The sequence below is a fragment of the Amycolatopsis saalfeldensis genome (assembly GCF_900110575.1).
GTDB lineage: Bacteria > Actinomycetota > Actinomycetes > Mycobacteriales > Pseudonocardiaceae > Amycolatopsis > Amycolatopsis saalfeldensis.
In genome coordinates this window covers 1-20,775 of record NZ_FOEF01000043.1, presented here as the reverse complement: position 1 = coordinate 20,775, position 20,775 = coordinate 1, and the positions used below count along the sequence as shown (strand labels likewise).

Here is a 20,775-nt window from a genome sequence, read left to right as displayed (position 1 = left end):
CTCCTTTCAGGCGGACGGCGCGAGAACCGACAACGGCAGGTGGGTTTTCCGCGCCACGACAGGCGAGGTGGCCAGGGTGATCCACAAAGTACCGTCGGTGAAGACCAGACCGGCCTCCTCGAGCCGGCCGAGCCAGTGGCCGAACTCGTCGGGGTCCCATTCGTGGTTCTGTTCGGCGAGCACCCGCAGCGGCGCACGGCCGGTCTCCAGTGCTTGCCAGGCCGCGATCTCACGCGGGTGCTCGAGCACGTGGTCGACCGGCGCCCAGCCGTGGCGCCGGTCCCGGATCACCACGACGTCGCCGATGGTGCGGGCGATCAGCGTGCTCCCCGGGTAGCCCGCGGTCCACGCGGCCAGCGCGTCGGCCAGCGGCGCGACCTCCTCGGCCGTGAGTCCCCGGTCCGGGGTGTCGAAGGAGTAGACCAGCTCGGCCAGCCGCTCCGGGTCGTCGATGTCGTGGACGAGACGCGACCCCGCCGCCGGGCTGCGCTCGATGAAGCCCTGGCCCGGATCGTCGAAGTTCGGCGAAAACCGTTGCAGGGCAATACGTGCCGCGCCGCTGGGCGGTTGCAGGTGCACCAGGGCGGGCAGCTGGGCCACGACCGCGGCGTAGTCCGCCACGTGCTCGCCCGGAAACCCGTACAACCAGTTCCAGCTGATGGTGAGCCCGGCCGAGGCCCCGTCACGCAGCATCCGCACGTTGTGCGCCCCGCGAACGCCCTTGCGCATCCGGGACAGCACGTCGTCGACCAGGCTCTCGATGCCGGGCTGGACGTCCCACACCCCGGCCGCCCGCAGCGCGGCCACGTCCCCGAGCTGCGCGTTGGCCTTGATCTCGTAGTGGATCCGCAGGTCGTGGCCGGCGCCGGCCAGCCCCGGCAGCGCCGACCGGTAGTACTCGTTCGGCAGGATGTTGTCGATCGTGGTGACGTCGAGGATCCGGTGCCGGCGCACCAGCCCGAGCACTTCGTCCACAAAGGACTCCGCGGGCTTGGCCCGGTAGGTCATCGCGGTGCCGTTGAGGCCACAGAAGACGCAGTGGTGTTTCGCGCCCCACCAGCAGCCGCGGGAGGACTCCACGACCAGCTCCGGTTCGACCCGGGCCGCGACGGAAGCGGGAACGGCGGCGAACCAGTCGTCGTAGTCCGGTGTCGTGATCGACGCCGGCGAGACCAGCCGGGACGGGCCCGGGCTGACCCGGGTGGCGCCGTCGTCGTCACGCCAGCACAGCTGGGGCACGTCGTCGAGGCCGTCGCGGGTTCCGGTCGCGTGGCATTCGGCGAGGGCCCGAAGCAGTTTCGGGAAGGTGACGTCGGCCTCGCCGCGCAGGACGTAGTCGACAAACGGGTATTCCCGGTGCAGCGCCACGCCCATCGGGCCGTCGGTCGAGTAGCCGCCGATCAGGATCCGCACGCCGGGCCGCCGGTCCTTGATCCGCCGGGCCACCGCGAGGCTGGCGATGGTCTGGCTGAAGGTCGCGCTGAAGCCGACCAATTCCGGCTCGTGGGCGAGAATCGCGTCGGCGGCCTGATCGGCGAATTCGTCCGCGAGCTCACGCGCCGCCGCGGCGACGCGGAACGGCAGGCCGGCGCGGCGGGCCAGCTCCCGCATGCCCGCATAGCCGAAATCGGGTCCGTTGAGCGCGCCCGCGAAGATCCATTCGCCGAGCGAATGGTGGAAACCGGTGTCCGCCAGTTCCGCGTAGTCGCCCACGGTCAGCCCGGCCCGCAGCATCAGGTCGGCGAAGGCGAGACTGCCATGGTAGGAAACCGGGACCGGAAGTCCCTCCCGCGCGCACGCCGCGCGCAAAACGCCGAGTGCGAGGGAGGGACGGTGCAGCGAGTGCCACGGCATCGACACCAGACAGGTCCGGGGAACCTGCCCGTGGGGCATCGAAACGCCTGCTCCGCCGCTCAGCGCGGTTTCGCAGCGCCGGCTTCGTTGTACATGGTCACGCCGCGGCCGGTGCCACCGCGCTCGTCACGCTCGGCCAGGCGCGTCACGGTGAGCGCGGGCGTCGGAGCATCGGAAAGATCGTCGGATTCCCCGAGTTTCGTCACCGCGAACGCGGCAGTGCGTGTGGATTCCATCTTCTCCCCCTCGTTTCGATACGAATTCCGAAACTTGATGACGCGCCGGCGAAGTCGTTTGCCGGCCGCCCCACGCAACAGGGTAATTCCGCGGGGCCCGTCGGTAAAGCGTCAGCGGTCAAGCCACGGGGCCAGCAACGTCTCCAGGTCGGCGTCCGACAGTGCCCGCGGGCCACCGTGGAACTCGTGCCAGCGCGAAGCGTCGCGCGCGGCGTAGAAGTCGACCTCGAAGGCGCGCATCAGGACGTACATGAAACTCACCGAACTGAACCGCTCACCCAGCAACGCCTGAGCCGCGCGGGCGATCTCCACCGCGCTGAGACCGCTGCAGTCGGCGAGCTTCAGCTCCTCGGCAGCCGGATCGAGCAGACTCGGGGCAGACATCATGACAGTTTCTCCATCACCGAAACGAAAACTCAGCCTTCAGCGGCAAGCTGACCACAAGCCGCAGCGATCTCCTGACCACGGGTGTCGCGCACCGTGCACGCGACACCGCCCGCGTTCACCAGACGTACGAACTCACGCTCCACCGGCTTCGGCGACGCGTCCCACTTGCTACCCGGCGTCGGATTCAGCGGAATCACGTTCACATGCACCAACTGACCCAAATGCTTACGCAGCCGCTTCGCCAGCAACTCCGCCCGCCACGGCTGATCGTTGATGTCCCGGATCAACGCGTACTCAATGGACACCCGCCGACCCGACGTGTCCGCGTAATACCGCGCAGCCGACAGAACCTCGTCCACCGACCACCGCTCGTTCACCGGCACCAGTGTGTCGCGCAACTCGTCATCCGGCGTGTGCAGCGAAACCGCCAGCCGCACCTGCATCTTCTCGTCCGCCAGCTTCTGGATCGCCGGGGCCAGACCCACCGTCGACACCGTCACCGAACGCTGGCCGATCCCCAGACCGGCCGGAGAAGGATCCGTGATCCGGCGCACCGCCGCCACCACGCGCTTGTAGTTCGCCAGCGGCTCGCCCATGCCCATGAAGACGATGTTCGACAGGCGGCCGGGGCCGCCGGGCATGGTGCCGTCGCGCATCACGGCGGCGGCGGAGCGGACCTGGTCCACGATCTCGGCCGTCGAGAGGTTGCGGTCGAGGCCGCCCTGCCCCGTCGCGCAGAACGGGCAGGCCATGCCGCAGCCGGCCTGGCTCGAGATGCACAGCGTGGCCCGGTCCGGGTAACGCATGAGCACGCTCTCGAGCAGAGTGCCGTCGTGCGCGCGCCAGAGGGTCTTGCGGGTGGTGCCGTCGTCCGCGGCCAGGGCCCGGACCTCCGTCAGCAGCGTCGGCATCAAGTCGGCGACCAGACGCTCGCGCGACGCGGCCGGGATGTCCGTCATCTCCGCCGGGTCGACGGTCAGGCGGGAGAAGTAGTGGTTCGACAACTGCTTGGCGCGGAACGGTTTCTCACCGAGCGCGGTCACGGCCTCGGCACGCTCGGCGGACGAGAGGTCGGCGAGGTGGCGCGGCGGCAGGCCGCGCTTGGGCGCGTCGAAGACAAGAGGGAGGGCACTCATAGCAGATCCAGTGTCCCATGCCAACCGCATACGACGATCAGCACCCACTCGACTGTGTGCGGGTCGTCACTTCCCGCCCCGGGACGACCACGGTGAGCGAGCCGCGGGACCACCCGGTGATACCGCGCCGAATCGTGGACAATCATGTTAATACGCCGGGAAACACTGGTTAAACCCGCACACTCGCGACGGGTACGAGCGGCCCCGCGGTGTCACCGCCCGGGACCCGGCCGCGGCAGCCGGGCGACGCCGGCGCCACCCCGCGGAACCGGGCGAACTAGCGACTGACCAGTAGGTTAAGTCATTTCGTTGTGGTCAACAACAAAGTATGGATGATCCACTCCACCCCTGGCAAGACCCTCGCCAGAAGGTTTAGACCATCGTCGGGTAATGGCGCCTTGAGTCATTGACAACGTCCGGGTGACCTGTGATTCTCGGCCTCACGCAGAGTTGACAAAAGATCACCCGACAACCGTTCGGACTGTTTATGTGTCACACAGACCCCCGCCCCCCGGTCACGCGTAGCCAGCAGGGATCCCTGGGAGCCGGCAGAGGCGCTCGAAGACCGCACCTCGCCTGATCAGGTCACAGCCGGCCGTTCTCCGGCTCTGGAAGGCTTTCCGCCGGCTTCGGCGACTCCGCGCGCTTGTCCCGCTTGAAGCGGGAGCACCGCTGCGCGCCACAGCTGCCGCAATCAGTACCGGACCGGAAATGGCGATGAGCCGCTTCGCTGTGCCCACACACACAGATGTGCTCGTCGGTCATTCGCCGTGCCCGCTCCTTGCCGCATGACTGTGCTCATCCAACCGACCGCCAGTGTAGCCGATCGGACCGGCGACCGGTCCGGCGACGCGATCGCCTGGCACCCGGTCATTCCGTGCACACCAGGCGATTCGTCGTGTCTGCATGCGGTTTCGGACCCCGAGACCACCGCCGCCACCCGTTTCGACCGTTTCCGATGCCAGCGCCGCCGCCGGCGAACCGGCGATGCGGCTCCGACACCTGTGAAAGGTGGCCATGCGCTCCCCCGATCCCCGTATTTCCCTGGTCATACCCGTGCTCAACGAGGCGAGGAACCTCGAGGTGGTGCTGCCGAGCCTGCCCGAGGTCCATCAGGTGATCCTGGTCGACGGCCGCTCGGTGGACGACTCGGTCGAAGTCGCGAAACGGTGCCTGCCCGACATCGAGGTGGTCACGCAAACCCGTGGTGGCAAAGGAAACGCGCTCGCCTGCGGGTTCGCGCGGGTGACCGGGGACGTCGTCGTGATGTTCGACGCCGACGGTTCCGCGGCGCCCGAGGAGATCCCGCTGTTCGCCAAGACCCTGGTGGCCGGCGCGGACTTCGCGAAGGGCAGCCGGTTCACCTCCGGCGGCGGCAGCGACGACATCACCCGGCTCCGCAAAGCCGGCAACGCGCTGTTGAACGGCTTCACGAACCTGCTGCTGCGCACCAGGTTCACCGATCTCTGTTACGGCTACAACGCGTTCTGGTCGGACATCATCCCGGCCTTCGGGCTGCCGCCGACCGAGCTGGGCCGCGAATCGGGCCGGCAGTGGGGTGACGGGTTCGAGGTCGAGACCCTGATCAACTGCCGCATCGCCTTGGCCGGGATGAAGATCCGCGAGGTGCCCAGCTTCGAGCGCGACCGGATGTTCGGCACCAGCAACCTCGACACCTTCCGCGACGGGATCCGCATGCTGCGCGTGATCCTGCGGGAGTACGGCCGTTCGTGGCGGGCCGGGCGGCGGGAGCGTGAGCGCGCGCTGCCCGGCCCGGACACCGTGGTGGAGTCATGACCGAGGTTTCCGTGGTGATTTGCTGCTATACCGAGGATCGCTGGGACGACCTGGTCGCGTCGGTCGACTCGGTGGCCGGGCAGACGCTTGCCCCGGCCGAGCTGATCGTGGTGGCCGACCACAACACCGCGCTGTTGCAACGGGCGACCGAGGCGTTCACGAGCGACTCGGTCCGGGTGATCGGCAACGATCGGACGACCGGTCTTTCCGGCGCCCGCAACACGGGATACCTTGCGGCCAAAGGGGAAATCGTCGCGTTCCTGGACGACGACGCGGCGGCCGACCCGGGCTGGCTCGCGGACCTGCTGGCCCCGTACGAGGATCCCGACGTCGGCGCGGTCGGCGGACGGGCGATCCCGGCGTGGCCGGAGGGCTCCGCGCCGCCGTGGCTGCCCCCGGAGCTGTACTGGATCGTGGGCTGCGCCTACACCGGCCAGCCCGTCGAAGTGGCCGAGGTGCGCAACATCATGGGCTGCGCGATGTCGTTCCGCCGCGAGCACCTGGAACGGCTCGGCGGGTTCGCCGAGAGCGTCGGGAGGACGGCGGAGCTGCCGCTGGGCTGTGAGGAGACCGAGCTCTGCATCCGGCTGCGGCAACGGGTTCCGGGCGCCAAGGTGATCCTGCAGCCGGCCGCGACCGTCCGGCACCGCGTGTCCGCGGACCGCACGCGACGGCGTTACGTCCGGCAGCGCAGCTGGGCCGAGGGACTGTCCAAAGCGGCCGTCTCCCGGCTCGTCGGCGCGCAGGACGCGTTGTCGACGGAGCGCTCGTACCTGCGTTCGGTGCTGCCGAAGGCGGTACTGCGTGAGCTGCGCGCGGGCAATCCCGCGGGCGCGGGCGGGATTTTCGTGTCGACCGCGGCGGCCGGCGCCGGGTACCTGCGCGGCCTGGCCCGCAAGCCGGCGCCCGTGGCGGACTCGATCCCGGCGTACACAGTGGACATCGAGAACGGCGAAACCTCTTGGGACGGCGAGGCGGACGTGCTCGTCCGGGCCGGCGGAGTCGTGCTCGGTGCCGCCCGCCGCAGCGAGGAGGTCGGCGCGCTCGCCGCCAAGCTGGCGGACCAGGTGCGGGACCGGCCGCCGCGTCCCTCGGTGCAGCCGCGGGTGAGCGTCGTCCTCGCCACCGCGGGCAAGCCCTCGGACGTACGGCGGTGCGTGGCGAGTGTGCTGGCGACCGGTTACCCCGACCTCGAAGTGCTGATCGTCGACAACATTCCCGACGGGCCGAGGGAAGAACTCCTGGCGCTCGCCGCGTCCGACGACCGCGTGCGCTGCCTGCACGAGCCGGTGCCCAGCGCGAGCCGGGCCCGCAACCTCGGCGCCCGCGAGGCGACCGGCGAGGTGCTGGCCTTCACCGACGACGACACGGTGGTCGACGCGGGCTGGCCGGCCGAGCTGGTCGCCGAGCTCGCCCAGCCCGGCACCTCCTGCGTGACCGGCCTCGTCGCGCCGCTGTGCCTGGACACGCCCGCGCAAGTGTGGTTCGAGGCGTTCGGCGGCTTCGGCAAGGGCTACCGGCGGCAGGCCTTCACCGAGGACCCGCGGAACCTGCTCTCCCCCGGCCGCTTCGGCTCGGGCAACAACATGGCGTGGTCCCGCGAAGCGTTCCTGGAGCTGGACGGCTTCGACGAACGGCTCGGCCCCGGGCGGCGCACGCGCTCGGGCGAAGACCTCGACCTGTACCTGCGGCTCGTGCGGTCGGGCGGGCGGATCGTCTACACCCCGCACGCCGTGGTGCGGCACGAGCACCGGGCGACGGAAGCCGAGCTGCTGCGGCAATTGCGTGGCTACGGCACCGGTCTGGCCGCGCTGTACCTGCTGCACGCTCGACGCCGCGGCGGCCTCCGTGAGCTGGTGACCGCGGTGCCGCGCGGGCTGCCGGCGCTGCTCGGCCGCCGTCCCGGAGACAGCACGGAACCGTCCCCCGGTTTCCCCCGGCGGCTGGTCGCCGCCCAGGTGCGCGGCACGCTGTCCGGCCCGTTGGCGCTCCTGCGGGAGCGGACCAGGTGACGGCCCGGATCACCACCGCCGTCACCGCCGCACTGCTGGCGGTGACCGCGATAACCGCGGCGTTCGCCGTGCTGGACCTCCAGGGCCCGGTGCGCGTGGTGGTCACGCTGCTGTTCCTGTTCCTCGTCCCGGGCTGGTCCGTGGTCACCTTCTTCCGGCCGGGCTCGTCGTCGCTCACCTGGGCGCTGGTCATCGCCGCCAGCGTCGCGATCGACCTGCTCGGCGCGCAGCTGATGCTCCTGACCACGTGGCGCCCGGCGCTCGCTTCGGTGTTCGCGCTCGTCGTGTGCGCGGTGCTGCTCGGGTTCCACCTGGTCACGGCCCGGCGCGCGGCAGGAGGTCACGCATGACGACGGCCGCACCGGCGCGGTCCGGCAGCGAACGCCGCGCGCTCGGCGCGGGCATGGCGCTTTCGCTGAGCGCGGTGATCACCGGCGTCGCCGGGCTGGTCTGCTGGGTGGTGGCCGCGGGCACGCTGCCGCAGGAGGCCGTCGGCCGGGCGGCCAGCTTCGTCTCCGGGTTCGTGCTCATCGCCGGGATCGCGCAGCTCAACGTCGGACTCGGGCTGCTGCGCTGGCTGCCCGGCGCGGGCGGGCGGACCGGCTGGCTGGTCGGCCGCGGTTACCTCCTGGTCGGCTTGGCCGCGGCCGTCGGCGGGGTGGTCTTCGTGCTGCTGCCGGTCGGGCGGGCCGCCGCGCCGGGGATGCTGGCGCTGCTGTTCGTGGTGGCCAGTGTGTGCTGGGCGCTGTTCCAGCTCCAGGACTACGTGCTCGCCGGGCTCGGGCGGGTCTGGTGGGTGCCGCTGTTCAACGGCGCCTTCGGGCTGGTCCGGGTCGCGGTGCTGCCGGTGCTCGGCGCGGCGCTGGGCGCGGTCGGGGTGCTGGCCTCCTGGGCGGCACCGACCGTCGTCTGCGCGGCGATCGCGGGTGTGCTGATCACCTTGCTGGCGCGCCGGAAACGGGCCGAGCCGGTCCCGGCGGACCTGCCGGACCGCCGCACCGTGGTGTCGTTCCTCGGCCCGACCTATCTGGCCACGATCGGCACGACGGTGCTCTACAACGTCGTGCCGCTGATCGTGACCGCCCGCTTCGGGCCCGCGAGCGGAGCGGTGTTCTTCGTGGTGTGGAACGGACTCACCGCGACCGACTACGCGATCAACGGGTTCGTGAACTCGATGGTCCTGCGCGGCTCCGGCGACCCGGAGGCGCGCCCCGCGATCCTGCGCGCCGTCGGCAAACGGCTGGGGCTGCTCGTGGGATCGGGCGCGGTCGCCGGCATCGCGCTGGCGCCGCTGCTGCTCGGGCTGTTCGGCCCGGGTTACGCCGAAGAAGGGAGCATCGCGTTGCGCATCCTGCTCGCCGGGCTGGTGGCCCGGACGGTCGTCGCGCTCGGCGTCGCGGTCCGGCTGATGGACGGCGACGGGTTGGGCGCGGCGCGGATCCAGCTGTCCGGCACGGCGCTGGTCGTGGGCGGGGTGCTGCTGGTGCCCACCGGGCTGCACCTGCCGGGCCCGGCGCTCGGGTTCGTGGTGGCCCAGGTCCTCGTCGGCGCGCTGGTCGTGCCCTCGCTGGTCCGGCGGCTGCGCGAGGCGGGCCGATGAGCCTGGTGCTGACGAAGCCGGTCGAAGCACCTGCGCCCGCGGCGAGCCGGCGCGGCTGGCTCACCCCGGCGTTGTGCGTGGTGGCCGTTTTGCTGCAAGTGCTGTTCCTCAAGCCGGTCGACCCCAGCGCGCTCGGGTCGTTCGGGCTGATCGGGGCGCTGCCGCCCGCCGTGCTGGTGGCGCTGGTGGTGCTGACCGCGGCGTTCATCCTGGAAGTGCGTTCGGACCGGCCGCGCACCTGGCTGCTCGTGATCGCCGTGGTGCTGGCCGTGCTGGGCATGTACGGCCTGCCCCCGCTGACCGAGCCCGTCGCGCGGCTCCCGGTCGCCTGGCTGCACGCCGGGTGGACCGACTACATCGGCACCCACGGCACGGTGCTGCACAACTTCGACGCGCGCTTCTCCTGGCCCGCCTTCTTCGGCGCGGCCGCGTGGCTGACCAAGCTCGCCGGGATCAGCAGCACCACCGCGTTGCTGGCCTGGGCGCCGCCCGTGCTGACCGGGCTGGCCGCCGTCGGGGTGCACGCGGTCGCCACGGCGGTGCTGGGCCGCAGCCGCGCGCCGTGGCTGGCCGCGTGGGCGTTCCTCTGCGTCAACTGGGTCGAGCAGGACTACTTTTCCCCGCAGGGCCTGGCTTTCCTGCTGTACCTGGGCGCGCTGGCCGTGGTGTTCCGCTGGCTGTGCGGCGACGCCGATCCGAAACGCCGCGTGCTCGCGTCCGGCGGGCTCGTGCTGCTGATCCTCGCCCTCGCGCCCTCGCACCAGGTGACGCCGTTCGCGTTCGCCGCGATCCTCGCGGTGCTGACCGTGACGCGGCGGCTGAAGGTGCCGTGGCTGCTCGCCGTCGCGATCCTCGCCCCGCTGACCTGGCTGGTGGTCGGCGCGAGCGACTACTGGGTGGGCCACCTCCAGGTGCTGACCGGCGGGATCGGCGACCTGTCCGGCTCCGTGCAGCAGAACGTGCAGGAGCGGGTCGGCGGCGATCCGGGACGGCTGACGGTGCTCGGCTTCCGGTTCGGCCTGACCGCGCTGATCGGCCTGCTCGCCGCCGCCGGCTGGTGGGGCCTGCGGACGCCGCGGGGCCGTCGTCCGGTGGTGCTCGCCGTGGTCGCGGTGGTGCCCGCCGGGCTCGTCGCTTTGCAGTCCTACGGCGGGGAAATGCTGCTGCGGTCGTACTTGTACTCGCTCCCGCTGCTGTGCACGCTCGCCGGCGCCGGCCTCGACCGGTGGCTGCGCTCGACCCGCGGACGCCGTCTCGTGCCCGTCGCGCTGGTCGTCGTCCTCGGCGCGGCGGCCGTGCTCCTGGTCGGCGCGCGCGGCGGCAACGACGGTTACGTCGCCTTCCGCAAGTCCGACCAGACGGTCGTTTCCGAGGCTTACCGGCTCGCCCGGCCCGGTCAGCGGATCTCCTCGCTGACCGCGTACGCCCCGCTGAACTGGGCGCAAGTCGGTGCGGTCAAACAAGGTTCGCTCGAACGCACCTGTGCGCCCGGCGCCGGCGAGGGCTCGTGCGTCGGCCGGATCGGCCCCGACTTCGTCATCGTCAACCAGGCCCAGGACAACTACGGCGTGACCCTGCTGGGCCTGCGCGCCGGGTGGACCGAAACCGTGCGCGCCCAGCTCGTTTCGTCCGGCGAATACCGCGAGCAGCTGAGAGACGGCGACTCGGTCCTGCTCGTCCACCAATCCGGAGGTTCCCGATGAACGATTCGCGCTTGCTCTACGTCGGCTGGACCGGCCACGGAAACCTCGGTGACGACGCGATCGCCGACGCGTTGCTGCCGCGGCTGCCCGCCGTCGAGCCGTGGCACGTTCCCCACGACCCCAAGGAGTTCGCGCGCCGGGTCCTCGGCGGCGGCCTGCGCGGCGCGGGTGACCGGGCCGTGCTCGTCGGCGGCGGCACGGTCGTCGGACGGCGCAACTGGCGGCTGCTGCTGGAAGCCACCGGGCTGCTGCTGGCCCGCCGCCGCCCGTGGCACCTGATCGGCATCGGGGTCGAGGATCCCGCGTTCCAGGGCAAGAACTCCTTCTCCGCCGGGGGTGAGCTGGCGCGCTGGCCCGGGCTGTGCCGCCGGTTCGACCGGGTCACCGTGCGCGGCCCGCGCTCGGCCGCCCTGCTGGATTCCGTTGGCGTACAGGCGGAAGTGGTCGGCGACCCGGCGCTGCTGCACGAGCCGGCCGAAGCGGCCACGCCACGGGACAAGCTGCTCGCCGTCAACCTCGGCTTCGGCGACGACCTGTGGGGCCACGATCATGATCGGGTTATCCGCGCCGTCGCCGACCTCGTACGCGGGGTCGTGGCCGACGGCTGGAGCGTGCGGTTCCTGGTGATCAACCCGAAGGACCAGCGGTTCGCGGAGGAGGCGCTGCGCCTGGCCGGCATCGCCGACGAACGGGCCGAAATCCGTCCCGCGTACACGGTGCCTGACTACTTCGCCGCGATCGGCGACTGCACCGTGCTCGTGGCCGAACGGCTGCACGCGCTGGTGCTGGCCGCGGCCGCGGCGGTGCCGATGGTCGGGCTGGAGTACCAGCCGAAGTGCGCCGACTTCCTCGCCTCCGTCGGGACGGCCGAGCGGTCCGTCCGCACCGACGAGGTCACGCCGCGGATCCTGCGCGAGCACGTCGACGAGCTGGCCGCGCGGCGTCCGGTCGAATCGGCGCGGCTGCTGGGCGAAGTGGACCTGTTGCGAGTCCGGCTGCGCACGGAGCTGGCGCGGATCCGCTCCGGCGCCGAGGTCGCAGGGAGCCTTCGATGAACGATCTGGCGAAGCGGGTCGGGCGGGAGCTGCGGATCGAGTTCGCGCTGCTGACCCGGCGGACGCTGCTGAACGTCGTCGCCGGCAGCAACCTCGTGCCCCGTCCGCTGCGGTGGCTGATCTACCGCGCCTGCGGCATGGCCGTGCACACGCCGAATGTCTTTCCCGGCCTCGAAATCGCGGGGCAGCCACGGAACCTCACGGTCGGCACCGGGACGTTCGTGAACACCGGCTGCTTCTTCGAACTGGTCGGCGAGGTCTCGATCGGCCGCGACTGCCAGCTCGGTATGCAGACGATGGTGGTCACCTCGCACCACGAATCCACCGCCGCCGGCATCTCCCGCCGCCCGGTCGGCCTGCCCGTCCGGGTCGGCGACCGGGTCTGGGCCGGCGCCAGGGTGACGATCCTGCCGGGGGTGACGATCGCCGACGACGTCGTGCTCGCGGCGGGCGCGGTGGTGACCGCCGACTGCGTCGAGCCGGGCGTCTACGCCGGTGTGCCCGCCCGGCTGGTCCGTTCGAGCGTGCAGGCGGGGGTCCGATGATCCACGGGCTGGACTGGGCCGCGGCCGCGGCGTTCGGGCTGCTGCTCGTGCTGGTGCTGGCCCGCACAGCGGTCGCGGAGCTGGGCACCGTCGAACGGCCGACGTTGCGGCGCTTCGACTTCGGGGCGGGAGCGGCGGTTGTCGCGCTGGTCGCCGTGCTTGCGGCGAGAGTGCTGGCCCAGCTGTAGGGAAGACCGGTTTCGCGACGAGAACGGACGGGTGCTCATGACGAAGAGCAAGACACGCACGACAGCCGTGCTGGCGGCCTCGGTCTGCCTGCTGCTCGGGATCCAGATCGGCGTCGTCTCGGCGCAGGGCCTGGAGACGGAGGTGGACGGCACGGCGCAGGGACGGCAGCTGCTCGCTTCGGAGGAGTTCAACGGCCACGCGCTGGACACGGCGAAGTGGTCGCCGTACGACTCGAAGTCGTCGAACGGCATCTCCCAGTGGAAGCCGGGCGAGATCAGCGTCGGCGACGGCGAGCTGCGGATCAACGGGCACGGCAAGGACCCCACGGGCAAGGCCAACACCTCGGGCGCGCTGTGCTGGTGCCGCGGCGACGGCGACCGGACCTACGGGCTGTGGATGGTCCGGGCGAAGTTCGACCCCGGCACGGGTTACGGCGTCGCGATGCTGCTGTGGCCGCAGTCGAACCGCTGGCCGCAGGACGGCGAGCTGGACCTCGTCGAGAGCGCCCGGCCGAAGAAGAACACCGCGCTTTCGTCGGTCCACTGGGGCAATCCGCCCGGCGGCCAGCGCGACAGCGGCAAGCTCACCGGCGACTACACCCAATGGCACGTGTACGCGGTCGACTGGCAGCCCACCTACGTCAAGTACTCGATCGACGGCCAGACCGTGTACGACACGCGCTTCAGTGCGAAGAAGCCCGGCATCCCGAAGACGCCGATGCACCTGGTCATGCAGCAGGAGCCCGGCCCGTTCGGCGCGCCCGGCTGGATCCCGGCGCCGGACGCGTCCACGCCCGACCGGGTCACCGTGCACGTGGACTGGGTGCGCATGTACGCCTGAATCCTTTGTGGACGGTTGTCCGCGACGCCCGCCACCCGGCCCCGGGTGGCGGGCGTTTTCGCGTGCGGGGTGAGCAGGGTCACTACGGGAGGGTTGCCGAACGACCGTTCACGATATATCGTGAACGTGTCGCAACCGTTCGAGAAAGGAACACTCATCATGAGACGACAACATCCCTTTGCCGGTAGGCAGCAAGACGAACACGGTGACCGCGGCCGTCCGGCCTTCGGTCCCTGGGGCCGCGGCGACTTCGGCGACTTCGCCATGGGCGGCCGTGGCGGACGCCGCGGCCACGGTGGCCCGGGTGGACGACGAGGCCACGGCCCGCGTCGAGGCCGACGCGGCGACGTCCGCGCGGCGATCCTCACCCTGCTCGCGGAACAGCCGCGGCACGGGTACGAGATCATCCGCGAGATCGGCGAGCGCAGCGGCGGCTTCTGGAAGCCCAGCCCCGGCTCGATCTACCCGACCCTGCAGATGCTGGCCGACGAGGACCTGGTCGTGAGCAAGGACGAGAACGGCAAGAAGCTGTTCGAGCTCACCGAATCCGGTCGCGCCGCCGCCGAGCAGCAGACCGGCACTCCCCCGTGGGAGCACTTCGCCGAAGACGTCGACCCGGTCGAGGTCGACCTGCGCAAGGCGGGCGCCACGCTGGCGGCCGCGGTCGTGCAGGTGATGCGGGCGGGCAGCGCGAGCCAGCAGGCCCGCGTGGTGGATGTGCTCAACGAGGCACGCCGCTCGATCTACACGATCCTCGGCGAGGTCGAAGACGACACTGCCGGCGAAGACGGCTCCGGATCCGCGGAGTGACCCGGCACGACGAGGCCGGTGGGCTTGACCCGTGCGTGCACGCGATAGCCCACCGGCAGCGTCATCTCGCCGCCGCCGGTGTTCAGCCGGCGAACCTCGGCGATGGCCCGTTCCGCGGTCTTCGCGCTGAACTCGATTTTCAGCACTGACTCCATCGCGGCCGCGTCGGCGAACCGCCAGCGCGCCGCGACCCGGCGGCAGCCGAAGCCCTGGGCTTCGAAGAACCGCTCCACCGCGACCGGGTCGTAGTGCGGCAGGTCCGCACGCATCCACCCGCCGTACGGCTCGCTGGTCACGTCGAGGTCCACGATCAGGATCGACCCGCCCGGCCGCAGCACCCGCTCCGCCTCTCGCAGCCCCGGCTCGCAGCCCGGGCCGAAGAAGTACGCGGTGCGCGCGTGCACCACATCGACACTCGCGTCCTCCGCCGGAAGCCGCTGCGCGCGGCCCTGGCGGACCTCGGTGCCCGGCAGTTCCGCCACCCGCTTCGCCGCGTCACGCGCGAGCGGGGCGTGCGGTTCCACGCCGAGCACCGAGCGGGCGTCGCGGGCGAAATACGGCAGGTGGAACCCGTCCCCGCAGCCGAGGTCGAGCACGTCGCGACCGGCCCAGTCGCACTCCTCCCGCAGCACCCGCCAGATCTCGCCTTCGACGTCCTGCGCGCGGTTCTCGACCTCGTAAGCCTGCTGGTAGTACCAGATGTTGGGGCTCGGCAGCACCTCCGCCGAGCGGGAACCGGGGAACCATCGCACGAATATGTTCAACGCCGAGCGGGCGACTTCAGTTCCGTGATGTTCACGATTCACTGCTCACGGCGAAAAAATCACCGACAGCGCATAGACTTTCTTCCTCGTCCAACGAGGAGGCAGCATGTCGCTCGACTCGGCCCGTCCGTCCCGGGTGCCGGCCGGCCTTCCTTGCTGGGTCGAGGTCTCCTGCCTCGACGAGGCGGTGACCAAGCAGTTCTACACCGGCCTGTTCGGCTGGGAATACGGGGTGCGCCGCGACCCCGCCGCACCGACCGGGCGCTATTGGATCGCCTCGGTGGGCGGAACGCTCACCAGCGGCCTGTACCAACGCGGAAGCCGTAGCGCACCGGGGTGGACGCTGCACATTTCGGTGCCGCACACGGCCAGCGCGGCCGAATGGGTGGAGCACCTCGGCGGCACGGTGACACTCGGGCCGATGGCGATTCCGGGCCGTGGCAACATCCTGCACCTCACCGACGCGTGCGGCGCGCCCGTGGTGTTCTGGGAAACGCCCGAGGACTGGGAATTCGCCACCGACCAGCCCAACACGTTCAGCGGCGCGGACCTCAACACCCACGACGGCGTGGCCGCGGACCACTTCTACACCAAGCTTTTCACCTATTCGTGCCGCCAGATCGGCGACGGCGAGAGCGTCGACTATGCCGAGTACCTCATCGACCACACGCCGGTGCTCTACCGCTACGTGATGGGCGCGGAGTACGGGCGCGACACTCCCCCGCACTGGATGGTGTACTTCGGGGTCGACCCGGCGCGGGGCGCGGACGCGACGGCGGGCCAGGCGCTGATGCTCGGCGGCTCCGTGGTCGTCCAGCCGTACGACACCCCGTTCGGCCGCGTGGCGATCCTCGCCGACCCGGACGGCGCGGTGTTCGCCGTGATCGACCACTCGCGCACACTCGACGACGTCGGCCGCGCCGAGGTCGACGACCCCTACGACGACTGACCCCGCCGCCGAACCTGTTGCGGCACAAGCGATCGCGGGGCCGCCGTCAGGACGGCACGAACGCCGAGAGCAGCAGCCAGGAGACGACGGCCGAGGGCAGCAGCGAGTCCAGCCGGTCCATGATGCCGCCGTGGCCGGGCAGCAGCGTGCCCATGTCCTTGATGCCGAGGTCGCGCTTGATCAGCGACTCGACCAGGTCGCCGAGCGTCGCGGTGAGCACGATCGCCACGCCGAAGATCACGCCCTGCCAGGCCTGGCCGTGCAGCATCAGGCTGATCGTCAGCGACCCCGCGACGATGCCGCCCACCATGGAGCCGGCGAAGCCCTCCCAGGACTTCTTCGGGCTGATGGTCGGCGCCATCGGGTGCTTGCCGCCCAGCACGCCGGCGATGTAGCCGCCGGTGTCGGAGGCGACCACGGCGATGAGGAACGTCAGCACGCGGCCGACGCCGTCGTGCGGCGGCACCAGCATCGCGGCGAACGCGCCGAACAGCGGCAGGTACGCGCTCGCGAACACCGACGCCGCGATGTCTCGCAGATAACCGTCCGCGCCGCCGGGCAGCCGCCAGATCAGGCAGGCCAGCACCGTCAGCACAAACGCGGTGAGCGCGCCTTCGCGGCCGAACGGCCACGCCAGCCAGATCATCGCCTGGCCGCCCACGATCACGGGGATCATCGCGACCCGGACGTTCGCCACGCGACGCAGCACCCCGGCGAACTCGAACGTGCCGACGCCGATCGCGATCGCGATGATCCCGATGAACAGGAACCGCACGGTGAGCAGGGAAACGATGATCGCCGCGCCGAGCACCAGGCCGACGCCGATGGCCGCGGGCAGGTTCCGGCCGGCCTTGGAGGCCTTCTGCTCCGGCTGCCTCCGCTCGGCCGGAGCAGGCGGCTCGACCGGCTCCGGCGGGGTGGGCTCCACCCGTTCTTCTCGTTCCTCGCTCACCTGGCTCATCAGACCTCGAGCAGCTCGGCTTCCTTGTGTTTCACCAGCTCGTCGACCTGGTGGGCATAGGTGTCGGTGAGGTTCTGCAGCTCCTTCTCGGCGCGCGCGACCTCGTCCTCACCCGCTTCGCCGTCCTTGGCGATCCGGTCCAGCTCTTCCTTCGCCTTGCGGCGGACACCGCGGATCGACACGCGGGCGTCCTCGCCCTTGCTCTTGGCGACCTTCACCATCTCCTTGCGCCGCTCCTCGGTGAGCTGCGGGATGACGATGCGGATCACGTTGCCGTCGTTGCTCGGGTTCACACCGAGGTCCGACTCGCGGATGGCCTTCTCGATGGCGCCCAGCTGGGTCTGGTCGTACGGCTTGATGAGCACCATGCGCGCCTCGGGCACGTTGACGCCGGCCAGCTGGTTCAGCGGGGTCATCGCGCCGTAGTACTCGACCACGATGCCGGAGAACATCGACGGGTTCGCCCGGCCGGTCCGCACGGACGCCAGGTCGTCCTTCGCGACGGACACCGCTTTTTCCATCTTCTCCTCGGCGTCGAGGAGGGTCTCGTCGATCACGGCTAACTCCCGGTGTTGTGATGGTTGGAGCCTGTGGGCGATCCCAGCAGGTCTACGCCGACGGCCCGTCAGCGGGGGTGCTGACCAGCGTCCCGATCCTCTCACCACTGACCGCGCGGGCGATGTTCCCCTCGGTGAGCAGATTGAACACGATGATCGGCATGTTGTTGTCCATGCAGAGGCTGAACGCCGTCGCGTCGGCGACCTTGAGGTTGCGCTCCAGCACCTCGCGGTGGGTGATCTCGCGGAACATCTTCGCGTCCGGGTCGCTCTTCGGGTCGGCGGTGTAGACGCCGTCGACGGCCTTCGCCATCAGCACGACCTCGCAGCCCAGCTCCAGCGCCCGCTGCGCGGCGGCCGTGTCGGTGGAGAAGTACGGCATGCCGACGCCGGCGCCGAAGATGACCACGCGGCCCTTCTCCAGGTGCCGCTCGGCGCGGCGCGGGATGTACGGCTCGGCGACCTGGCCCATCGTGATGGCGGTCTGCACGCGCGTGGGCAGCCCTTCCTTCTCCAGGAAGTCCTGCAGCGCCAGGCAGTTCATCACGGTGCCCAGCATGGCCATGTAGTCGGCGCGGTCACGGTCCATCCCCCGCTGGGACAGCTCCGCGCCGCGGAAATAGTTGCCGCCGCCGATCACCACCGCGATCTGGACGCCGGTCCGCGCGACCGCCGCGATCTGCTGGGCGACCGAGTGCACCACATCGGGGTCGACCCCGATCGAGCCGCCGCCGAACATCTCGCCGCCCAGTTTCAGCAGCACCCGCCGGTAGCCACCCTCGACGCGGTCACCCATGTATGTCGCCTCCTGTGTTCGATGGCCGCCTTCCCGGGAGGGAGTGCGCGGGCGGCGTGCCCTCGTGGACCCGACTGTGCCCCGTCCCCGAACCGCGGAGACGGGGCACAGTGGCAGAACCTAGTCCCAGTGCCTGGCTCAGGCCTGGCCGACCTCGAACCGGGCGAACCGGGTCACGGTCACGCCGGCCGCGTCGAGCAGGGCCTTGACGGTCTTCTTGTTGTCCTTGACCGAAGGCTGCTCGAGCAGGACGTTGTCCTTGTAGTAGGCGTTGACCTTGCCCTCGACGATCTTGGTCAGGGCCTGCTCCGGCTTACCCTCTTCGCGGGCGGTCTGCTCGGCGATGCGGCGCTCGTTCTCGATCGTCTCGGCCGGCACCTCCTCGCGGGTCAGGTACTTCGCGCGCAGCGCGGCGACCTGCATGGCGGCACCGCGGGCGGCGTCGGCGTCGTCACCGGTGAACTCGACCAGCACGCCGACGGCGGGCGGCAGGTCCGAGCCACGACGGTGCAGGTACGAGGTGGTCTGGCCCTCGAAGGCGACCACGCGGCGGAGCTCGAGCTTCTCGCCGATGCGGGCCGACAGCTCCTGCACGACCTCGATCACGGTCTTGCCGTCCAGCTCGGCGGCCTTGAGCGTCTCGACGTCGCTGGTCTTCAGGCCCTTCGCGACCTCGACGATCTTCGCGGCGAGCTCCTGGAAGTCGGCGTTCTTCGCGACGAAGTCGGTCTCGGAGTCCAGCTCGATCAGCACGCCACCGTCGCCGGCGACCAGGCCCTCGGCCGTCGCGCGCTCGGCGCGCTTGCCGACGTCCTTGGCGCCCTTGATGCGCAGGAACTCGACGGCCTTCTCGAAGTCGCCGTCGTTCTCCTCGAGAGCCTTCTTGCAGTCCATCATTCCGGCGCCGGTCATCTCGCGCAGGCGCTTCACGTCAGCGGCGGTGTAGTTCGCCATCGTGTTGAATCCGTCCGTTTCAGGTACGTGTGAGGTGATCAGCGCCCGTGCGGCCGGTCGGGAGGACCGGCCGCACGGGCACCTTGCTGCATCAGGAAGAGGCGGTCGCCTGCTCGGCGGCGGGCGCCTCGGCCGGCTGCTCGGCGGCAGCGGCCTCGGTGGCAGCGGCCTCGGTCGCCGTGGCCGCCTCGGTCGCCGCAGCGGCCTCGGTCGCGTCGGCGGTCGCGGTCTCCGAGCCGGCGAGCAGCTCCTTCTCCCACTCGGCCAGCGGCTCGTCCGTGGCGACGCCCGGCTCCGGCTTCGTGTCGGCGGACGCACCGTTACGGCTGGAGCGGGCCATCAGACCGGCGGCGGCGGCCTCGGCCACGACCTTGGTCAGCAGCGCGGCGGAGCGGATCGCGTCGTCGTTGCCCGGGATCGGGTAGTCGACCTCGTCCGGGTCGCAGTTGGTGTCCAGGATCGCGACGACCGGGATGTTCAGCTTGCGAGCCTCGCCGACGGCGATGTGCTCCTTCTTCGTGTCGACGATCCACACGATCGAAGGCACCTTGGCCATGTCGCGGATACCGCCGAGGGTCTTCTCGAGCTTGTCCTTCTCGCGGGTCAGCGTCAGGATCTCGCGCTTGGTCAGCCCGACGAAGCCGCCGGTCTGCTCCTGCGACTCGAGCTCCTTGAGGCGGAGGAGACGCTTGTGCACGGTCTGGAAGTTGGTCAGCATGCCGCCGAGCCAGCGCTGGTTGACGTAGGGCATGCCCACGCGCGCGGCCTCGCTGGCGATGGCTTCCTGAGCCTGCTTCTTCGTGCCGACGAACATGATCGTGCCGCCGTGCGCGACGGTTTCCTTGATGAACTCGAACGCACGGTCGATGTAGGTCAGCGTCTGCTGCAGGTCGATGATGTAGATGCCATTGCGCTCGGTGAAGATGTAGCGCTTCATCTTCGGGTTCCACCGACGGGTCTGGTGCCCGAAGTGCACGCCGCTGTCAAGCAGCTGCTTCATGGTGACGACGGCCATTGCCGGAATCACACCTTTTCTGTCTCACGCGCGCCCGCGGAGTTTTCGGCCGCCGACGCGCTGATCGGTTTGTCGCTCGCGGCCGGGTGGCCGCTCGCCCTGGTGCCGTGCCGGAGCCCGGACCCCACGGGTTCGATCAGGAACCCCCGGGAACCACCGGGCACCGTGCGACCCTCCGTCCGGGCCTCCGAACAAGACGGAACCGGCCGGGGATGCGCGCACGTGCACGCGAAGTCAGCCCATTCGAATGGACTGCGGGAAAGATTCTACCCCCTGCCACCAGGGCCGCCCCCACCGGCAGCGCCCGGCCCCGCCCGAGTTGTCCACAACTGCCCCCGCCTGTGCACAACTCCCCTCGGCGGCCACCTCCCGACGCCCCCTTCCCCGACGATGGAACCCGTGACGAGGACCCCCAGTTCCCCACCGGCCCACCCGGCCGCCCCCACTCTCCGCAGTGGTGACCGCCCCCATGACGGCCACCACCCCGGCGGCTGCAATGGCAGCACCGGCAGCACCGACGGCAGCGGTGGCTGCGGCAGCAGCAGCGGTGGCTGCGGCAGCAGCAGCGGTGGCTGCGGCAGCAGCAGCGGTGGCTGCGGCAGCAGCAGCGGTGGC

At 70.6% G+C, this 20,775-nt stretch carries 22 protein-coding genes; 12 read left to right on the top strand and 10 right to left on the bottom strand.

The window, feature by feature from the left end:
* Window positions 1-6: 6 nt before the first annotated feature.
* The 4 genes from BMY97_RS44440 to rlmN all read right to left on the bottom strand — a co-directional run bounded on the left by BMY97_RS44440 (window position 7) and on the right by rlmN (window position 3,613).
* On the bottom strand, window positions 7-1,893 hold the full coding sequence (locus BMY97_RS44440) for a RiPP maturation radical SAM C-methyltransferase (RefSeq protein ID WP_091629560.1): 1,887 nt from the start codon (window positions 1,891-1,893) through the stop codon (window positions 7-9).
* Window positions 1,894-1,913: 20 nt separating this feature from the next.
* Window positions 1,914-2,090, bottom strand: coding sequence for a hypothetical protein (locus tag BMY97_RS47615; protein ID WP_177231858.1), 177 nt, complete (start codon window positions 2,088-2,090; stop codon window positions 1,914-1,916).
* A 111-nt stretch (window positions 2,091-2,201) separates the two neighbouring features.
* Complete coding sequence (locus BMY97_RS44435; protein ID WP_091629558.1) at window positions 2,202-2,477, bottom strand: hypothetical protein; 276 nt, start codon at window positions 2,475-2,477, stop codon at window positions 2,202-2,204.
* Window positions 2,478-2,506: 29 nt separating this feature from the next.
* Window positions 2,507-3,613 (bottom strand): dual-specificity RNA methyltransferase RlmN, encoded by a 1,107-nt coding sequence (rlmN, locus tag BMY97_RS44430; protein WP_091629557.1) that lies wholly within the window; start codon window positions 3,611-3,613, stop codon window positions 2,507-2,509.
* Window positions 3,614-4,630: 1,017 nt separating this feature from the next.
* On the opposite strand from rlmN, the gene BMY97_RS44425 reads away from it, so the two are divergent.
* The 10 genes from BMY97_RS44425 (at window position 4,631) to BMY97_RS44380 (ending at window position 14,164) form a co-directional block, all read left to right on the top strand.
* Window positions 4,631-5,410 (top strand): glycosyltransferase family 2 protein, encoded by a 780-nt coding sequence (locus BMY97_RS44425; RefSeq protein WP_091629555.1) that lies wholly within the window; start codon window positions 4,631-4,633, stop codon window positions 5,408-5,410.
* Window positions 5,407-7,422: a glycosyltransferase gene (locus BMY97_RS44420; protein WP_091629554.1), complete on the top strand. Its 2,016-nt coding sequence runs from the start codon at window positions 5,407-5,409 to the stop codon at window positions 7,420-7,422. The genes BMY97_RS44425 and BMY97_RS44420 overlap by 4 nt, the downstream gene beginning before the upstream one ends.
* Window positions 7,419-7,772, top strand: a complete 354-nt coding sequence (locus tag BMY97_RS44415) for a hypothetical protein (RefSeq protein ID WP_091629552.1) — start codon at window positions 7,419-7,421, stop codon at window positions 7,770-7,772. Before BMY97_RS44420 ends, BMY97_RS44415 begins: the two co-directional genes overlap by 4 nt.
* On the top strand, window positions 7,769-9,022 hold the full coding sequence (locus BMY97_RS44410; RefSeq protein ID WP_091629550.1) for a polysaccharide biosynthesis protein: 1,254 nt from the start codon (window positions 7,769-7,771) through the stop codon (window positions 9,020-9,022). Before BMY97_RS44415 ends, BMY97_RS44410 begins: the two co-directional genes overlap by 4 nt.
* Window positions 9,019-10,725, top strand: coding sequence for a hypothetical protein (locus BMY97_RS44405; protein WP_091629547.1), 1,707 nt, complete (start codon window positions 9,019-9,021; stop codon window positions 10,723-10,725). The genes BMY97_RS44410 and BMY97_RS44405 overlap by 4 nt, the downstream gene beginning before the upstream one ends.
* Complete coding sequence (locus BMY97_RS44400) at window positions 10,722-11,780, top strand: polysaccharide pyruvyl transferase family protein (protein ID WP_091629546.1); 1,059 nt, start codon at window positions 10,722-10,724, stop codon at window positions 11,778-11,780. Before BMY97_RS44405 ends, BMY97_RS44400 begins: the two co-directional genes overlap by 4 nt.
* Window positions 11,777-12,325 (top strand): acyltransferase, encoded by a 549-nt coding sequence (locus BMY97_RS44395; RefSeq protein ID WP_091629544.1) that lies wholly within the window; start codon window positions 11,777-11,779, stop codon window positions 12,323-12,325. Before BMY97_RS44400 ends, BMY97_RS44395 begins: the two co-directional genes overlap by 4 nt.
* Entirely contained in the window at window positions 12,322-12,513 is a 192-nt protein-coding gene (locus BMY97_RS44390) for a hypothetical protein (protein WP_091629542.1), read from the top strand. The genes BMY97_RS44395 and BMY97_RS44390 overlap by 4 nt, the downstream gene beginning before the upstream one ends.
* 37 nt (window positions 12,514-12,550) lie before the next feature.
* Entirely contained in the window at window positions 12,551-13,354 is an 804-nt protein-coding gene (locus BMY97_RS44385) for a glycoside hydrolase family 16 protein (protein ID WP_091629540.1), read from the top strand.
* Between the two features lie 159 nt (window positions 13,355-13,513).
* Window positions 13,514-14,164, top strand: coding sequence for a PadR family transcriptional regulator (locus BMY97_RS44380; protein WP_091629538.1), 651 nt, complete (start codon window positions 13,514-13,516; stop codon window positions 14,162-14,164).
* Here BMY97_RS44380 and BMY97_RS44375 read toward each other — a convergent pair.
* Entirely contained in the window at window positions 14,098-14,916 is an 819-nt protein-coding gene (locus BMY97_RS44375) for a class I SAM-dependent methyltransferase (RefSeq protein WP_091629536.1), read from the bottom strand. The two genes, BMY97_RS44380 and BMY97_RS44375, sit on opposite strands and share 67 nt — an antisense overlap.
* Window positions 14,917-15,034: 118 nt before the next feature.
* On the opposite strand from BMY97_RS44375, the gene BMY97_RS44370 reads away from it, so the two are divergent.
* The gene (locus tag BMY97_RS44370; RefSeq protein WP_091629534.1) at window positions 15,035-15,877 is read left to right on the top strand and encodes a VOC family protein; all 843 of its coding nucleotides are present in this window, start codon (window positions 15,035-15,037) and stop codon (window positions 15,875-15,877) included.
* 46 nt (window positions 15,878-15,923) lie between these two features.
* On the opposite strand, the gene BMY97_RS44365 is transcribed toward BMY97_RS44370, so the two are convergent.
* From BMY97_RS44365 to rpsB, 5 genes are all read right to left on the bottom strand, one after another.
* On the bottom strand, window positions 15,924-16,838 hold the full coding sequence (locus BMY97_RS44365; protein WP_091629532.1) for a phosphatidate cytidylyltransferase: 915 nt from the start codon (window positions 16,836-16,838) through the stop codon (window positions 15,924-15,926).
* Complete coding sequence (gene frr, locus BMY97_RS44360) at window positions 16,838-17,395, bottom strand: ribosome recycling factor (RefSeq protein WP_091629530.1); 558 nt, start codon at window positions 17,393-17,395, stop codon at window positions 16,838-16,840. Before frr ends, BMY97_RS44365 begins: the two co-directional genes overlap by 1 nt.
* A gap of 52 nt (window positions 17,396-17,447) precedes the next feature.
* The gene (pyrH, locus tag BMY97_RS44355; protein WP_091629528.1) at window positions 17,448-18,191 is read right to left on the bottom strand and encodes a UMP kinase; all 744 of its coding nucleotides are present in this window, start codon (window positions 18,189-18,191) and stop codon (window positions 17,448-17,450) included.
* Between the two features lie 138 nt (window positions 18,192-18,329).
* The gene (gene tsf / locus BMY97_RS44350; RefSeq protein WP_091629527.1) at window positions 18,330-19,145 is read right to left on the bottom strand and encodes a translation elongation factor Ts; all 816 of its coding nucleotides are present in this window, start codon (window positions 19,143-19,145) and stop codon (window positions 18,330-18,332) included.
* Window positions 19,146-19,236: 91 nt separating this feature from the next.
* Window positions 19,237-20,160, bottom strand: a complete 924-nt coding sequence (gene rpsB / locus BMY97_RS44345; RefSeq protein WP_091629525.1) for a 30S ribosomal protein S2 — start codon at window positions 20,158-20,160, stop codon at window positions 19,237-19,239.
* Between the two features lie 399 nt (window positions 20,161-20,559).
* On the opposite strand from rpsB, the gene BMY97_RS48035 reads away from it, so the two are divergent.
* Window positions 20,560-20,775, top strand: a 216-nt coding sequence (locus tag BMY97_RS48035; RefSeq protein ID WP_218157021.1) for a hypothetical protein, incomplete at its 3' end; no start/stop codon positions are given.

What these genes read in the sequence shown, in the direction of transcription:
- BMY97_RS44440 (WP_091629560.1), bottom strand. Translation starts at nt 1,893, where the DNA reads ATGCCCCACGGGCAGGTTCCCCGGACCTGTCTGGTGTCGATGCCGTGG.
- BMY97_RS47615 (WP_177231858.1), bottom strand. Translation starts at nt 2,090, where the DNA reads ATGGAATCCACACGCACTGCCGCGTTCGCGGTGACGAAACTCGGGGAA.
- BMY97_RS44435 (WP_091629558.1), bottom strand. Translation starts at nt 2,477, where the DNA reads ATGATGTCTGCCCCGAGTCTGCTCGATCCGGCTGCCGAGGAGCTGAAG.
- rlmN (WP_091629557.1), bottom strand. Translation starts at nt 3,613, where the DNA reads ATGAGTGCCCTCCCTCTTGTCTTCGACGCGCCCAAGCGCGGCCTGCCG.
- BMY97_RS44425 (WP_091629555.1), top strand. Translation starts at nt 4,631, where the DNA reads ATGCGCTCCCCCGATCCCCGTATTTCCCTGGTCATACCCGTGCTCAAC.
- BMY97_RS44420 (WP_091629554.1), top strand. Translation starts at nt 5,407, where the DNA reads ATGACCGAGGTTTCCGTGGTGATTTGCTGCTATACCGAGGATCGCTGG.
- BMY97_RS44410 (WP_091629550.1), top strand. Translation starts at nt 7,769, where the DNA reads ATGACGACGGCCGCACCGGCGCGGTCCGGCAGCGAACGCCGCGCGCTC.
- BMY97_RS44405 (WP_091629547.1), top strand. Translation starts at nt 9,019, where the DNA reads ATGAGCCTGGTGCTGACGAAGCCGGTCGAAGCACCTGCGCCCGCGGCG.
- BMY97_RS44400 (WP_091629546.1), top strand. Translation starts at nt 10,722, where the DNA reads ATGAACGATTCGCGCTTGCTCTACGTCGGCTGGACCGGCCACGGAAAC.
- BMY97_RS44395 (WP_091629544.1), top strand. Translation starts at nt 11,777, where the DNA reads ATGAACGATCTGGCGAAGCGGGTCGGGCGGGAGCTGCGGATCGAGTTC.
- BMY97_RS44390 (WP_091629542.1), top strand. Translation starts at nt 12,322, where the DNA reads ATGATCCACGGGCTGGACTGGGCCGCGGCCGCGGCGTTCGGGCTGCTG.
- BMY97_RS44385 (WP_091629540.1), top strand. Translation starts at nt 12,551, where the DNA reads ATGACGAAGAGCAAGACACGCACGACAGCCGTGCTGGCGGCCTCGGTC.
- BMY97_RS44380 (WP_091629538.1), top strand. Translation starts at nt 13,514, where the DNA reads ATGAGACGACAACATCCCTTTGCCGGTAGGCAGCAAGACGAACACGGT.
- BMY97_RS44370 (WP_091629534.1), top strand. Translation starts at nt 15,035, where the DNA reads ATGTCGCTCGACTCGGCCCGTCCGTCCCGGGTGCCGGCCGGCCTTCCT.
- BMY97_RS44365 (WP_091629532.1), bottom strand. Translation starts at nt 16,838, where the DNA reads ATGAGCCAGGTGAGCGAGGAACGAGAAGAACGGGTGGAGCCCACCCCG.
- pyrH (WP_091629528.1), bottom strand. Translation starts at nt 18,191, where the DNA reads ATGGGTGACCGCGTCGAGGGTGGCTACCGGCGGGTGCTGCTGAAACTG.
- tsf (WP_091629527.1), bottom strand. Translation starts at nt 19,145, where the DNA reads ATGGCGAACTACACCGCCGCTGACGTGAAGCGCCTGCGCGAGATGACC.
- rpsB (WP_091629525.1), bottom strand. Translation starts at nt 20,160, where the DNA reads ATGGCCGTCGTCACCATGAAGCAGCTGCTTGACAGCGGCGTGCACTTC.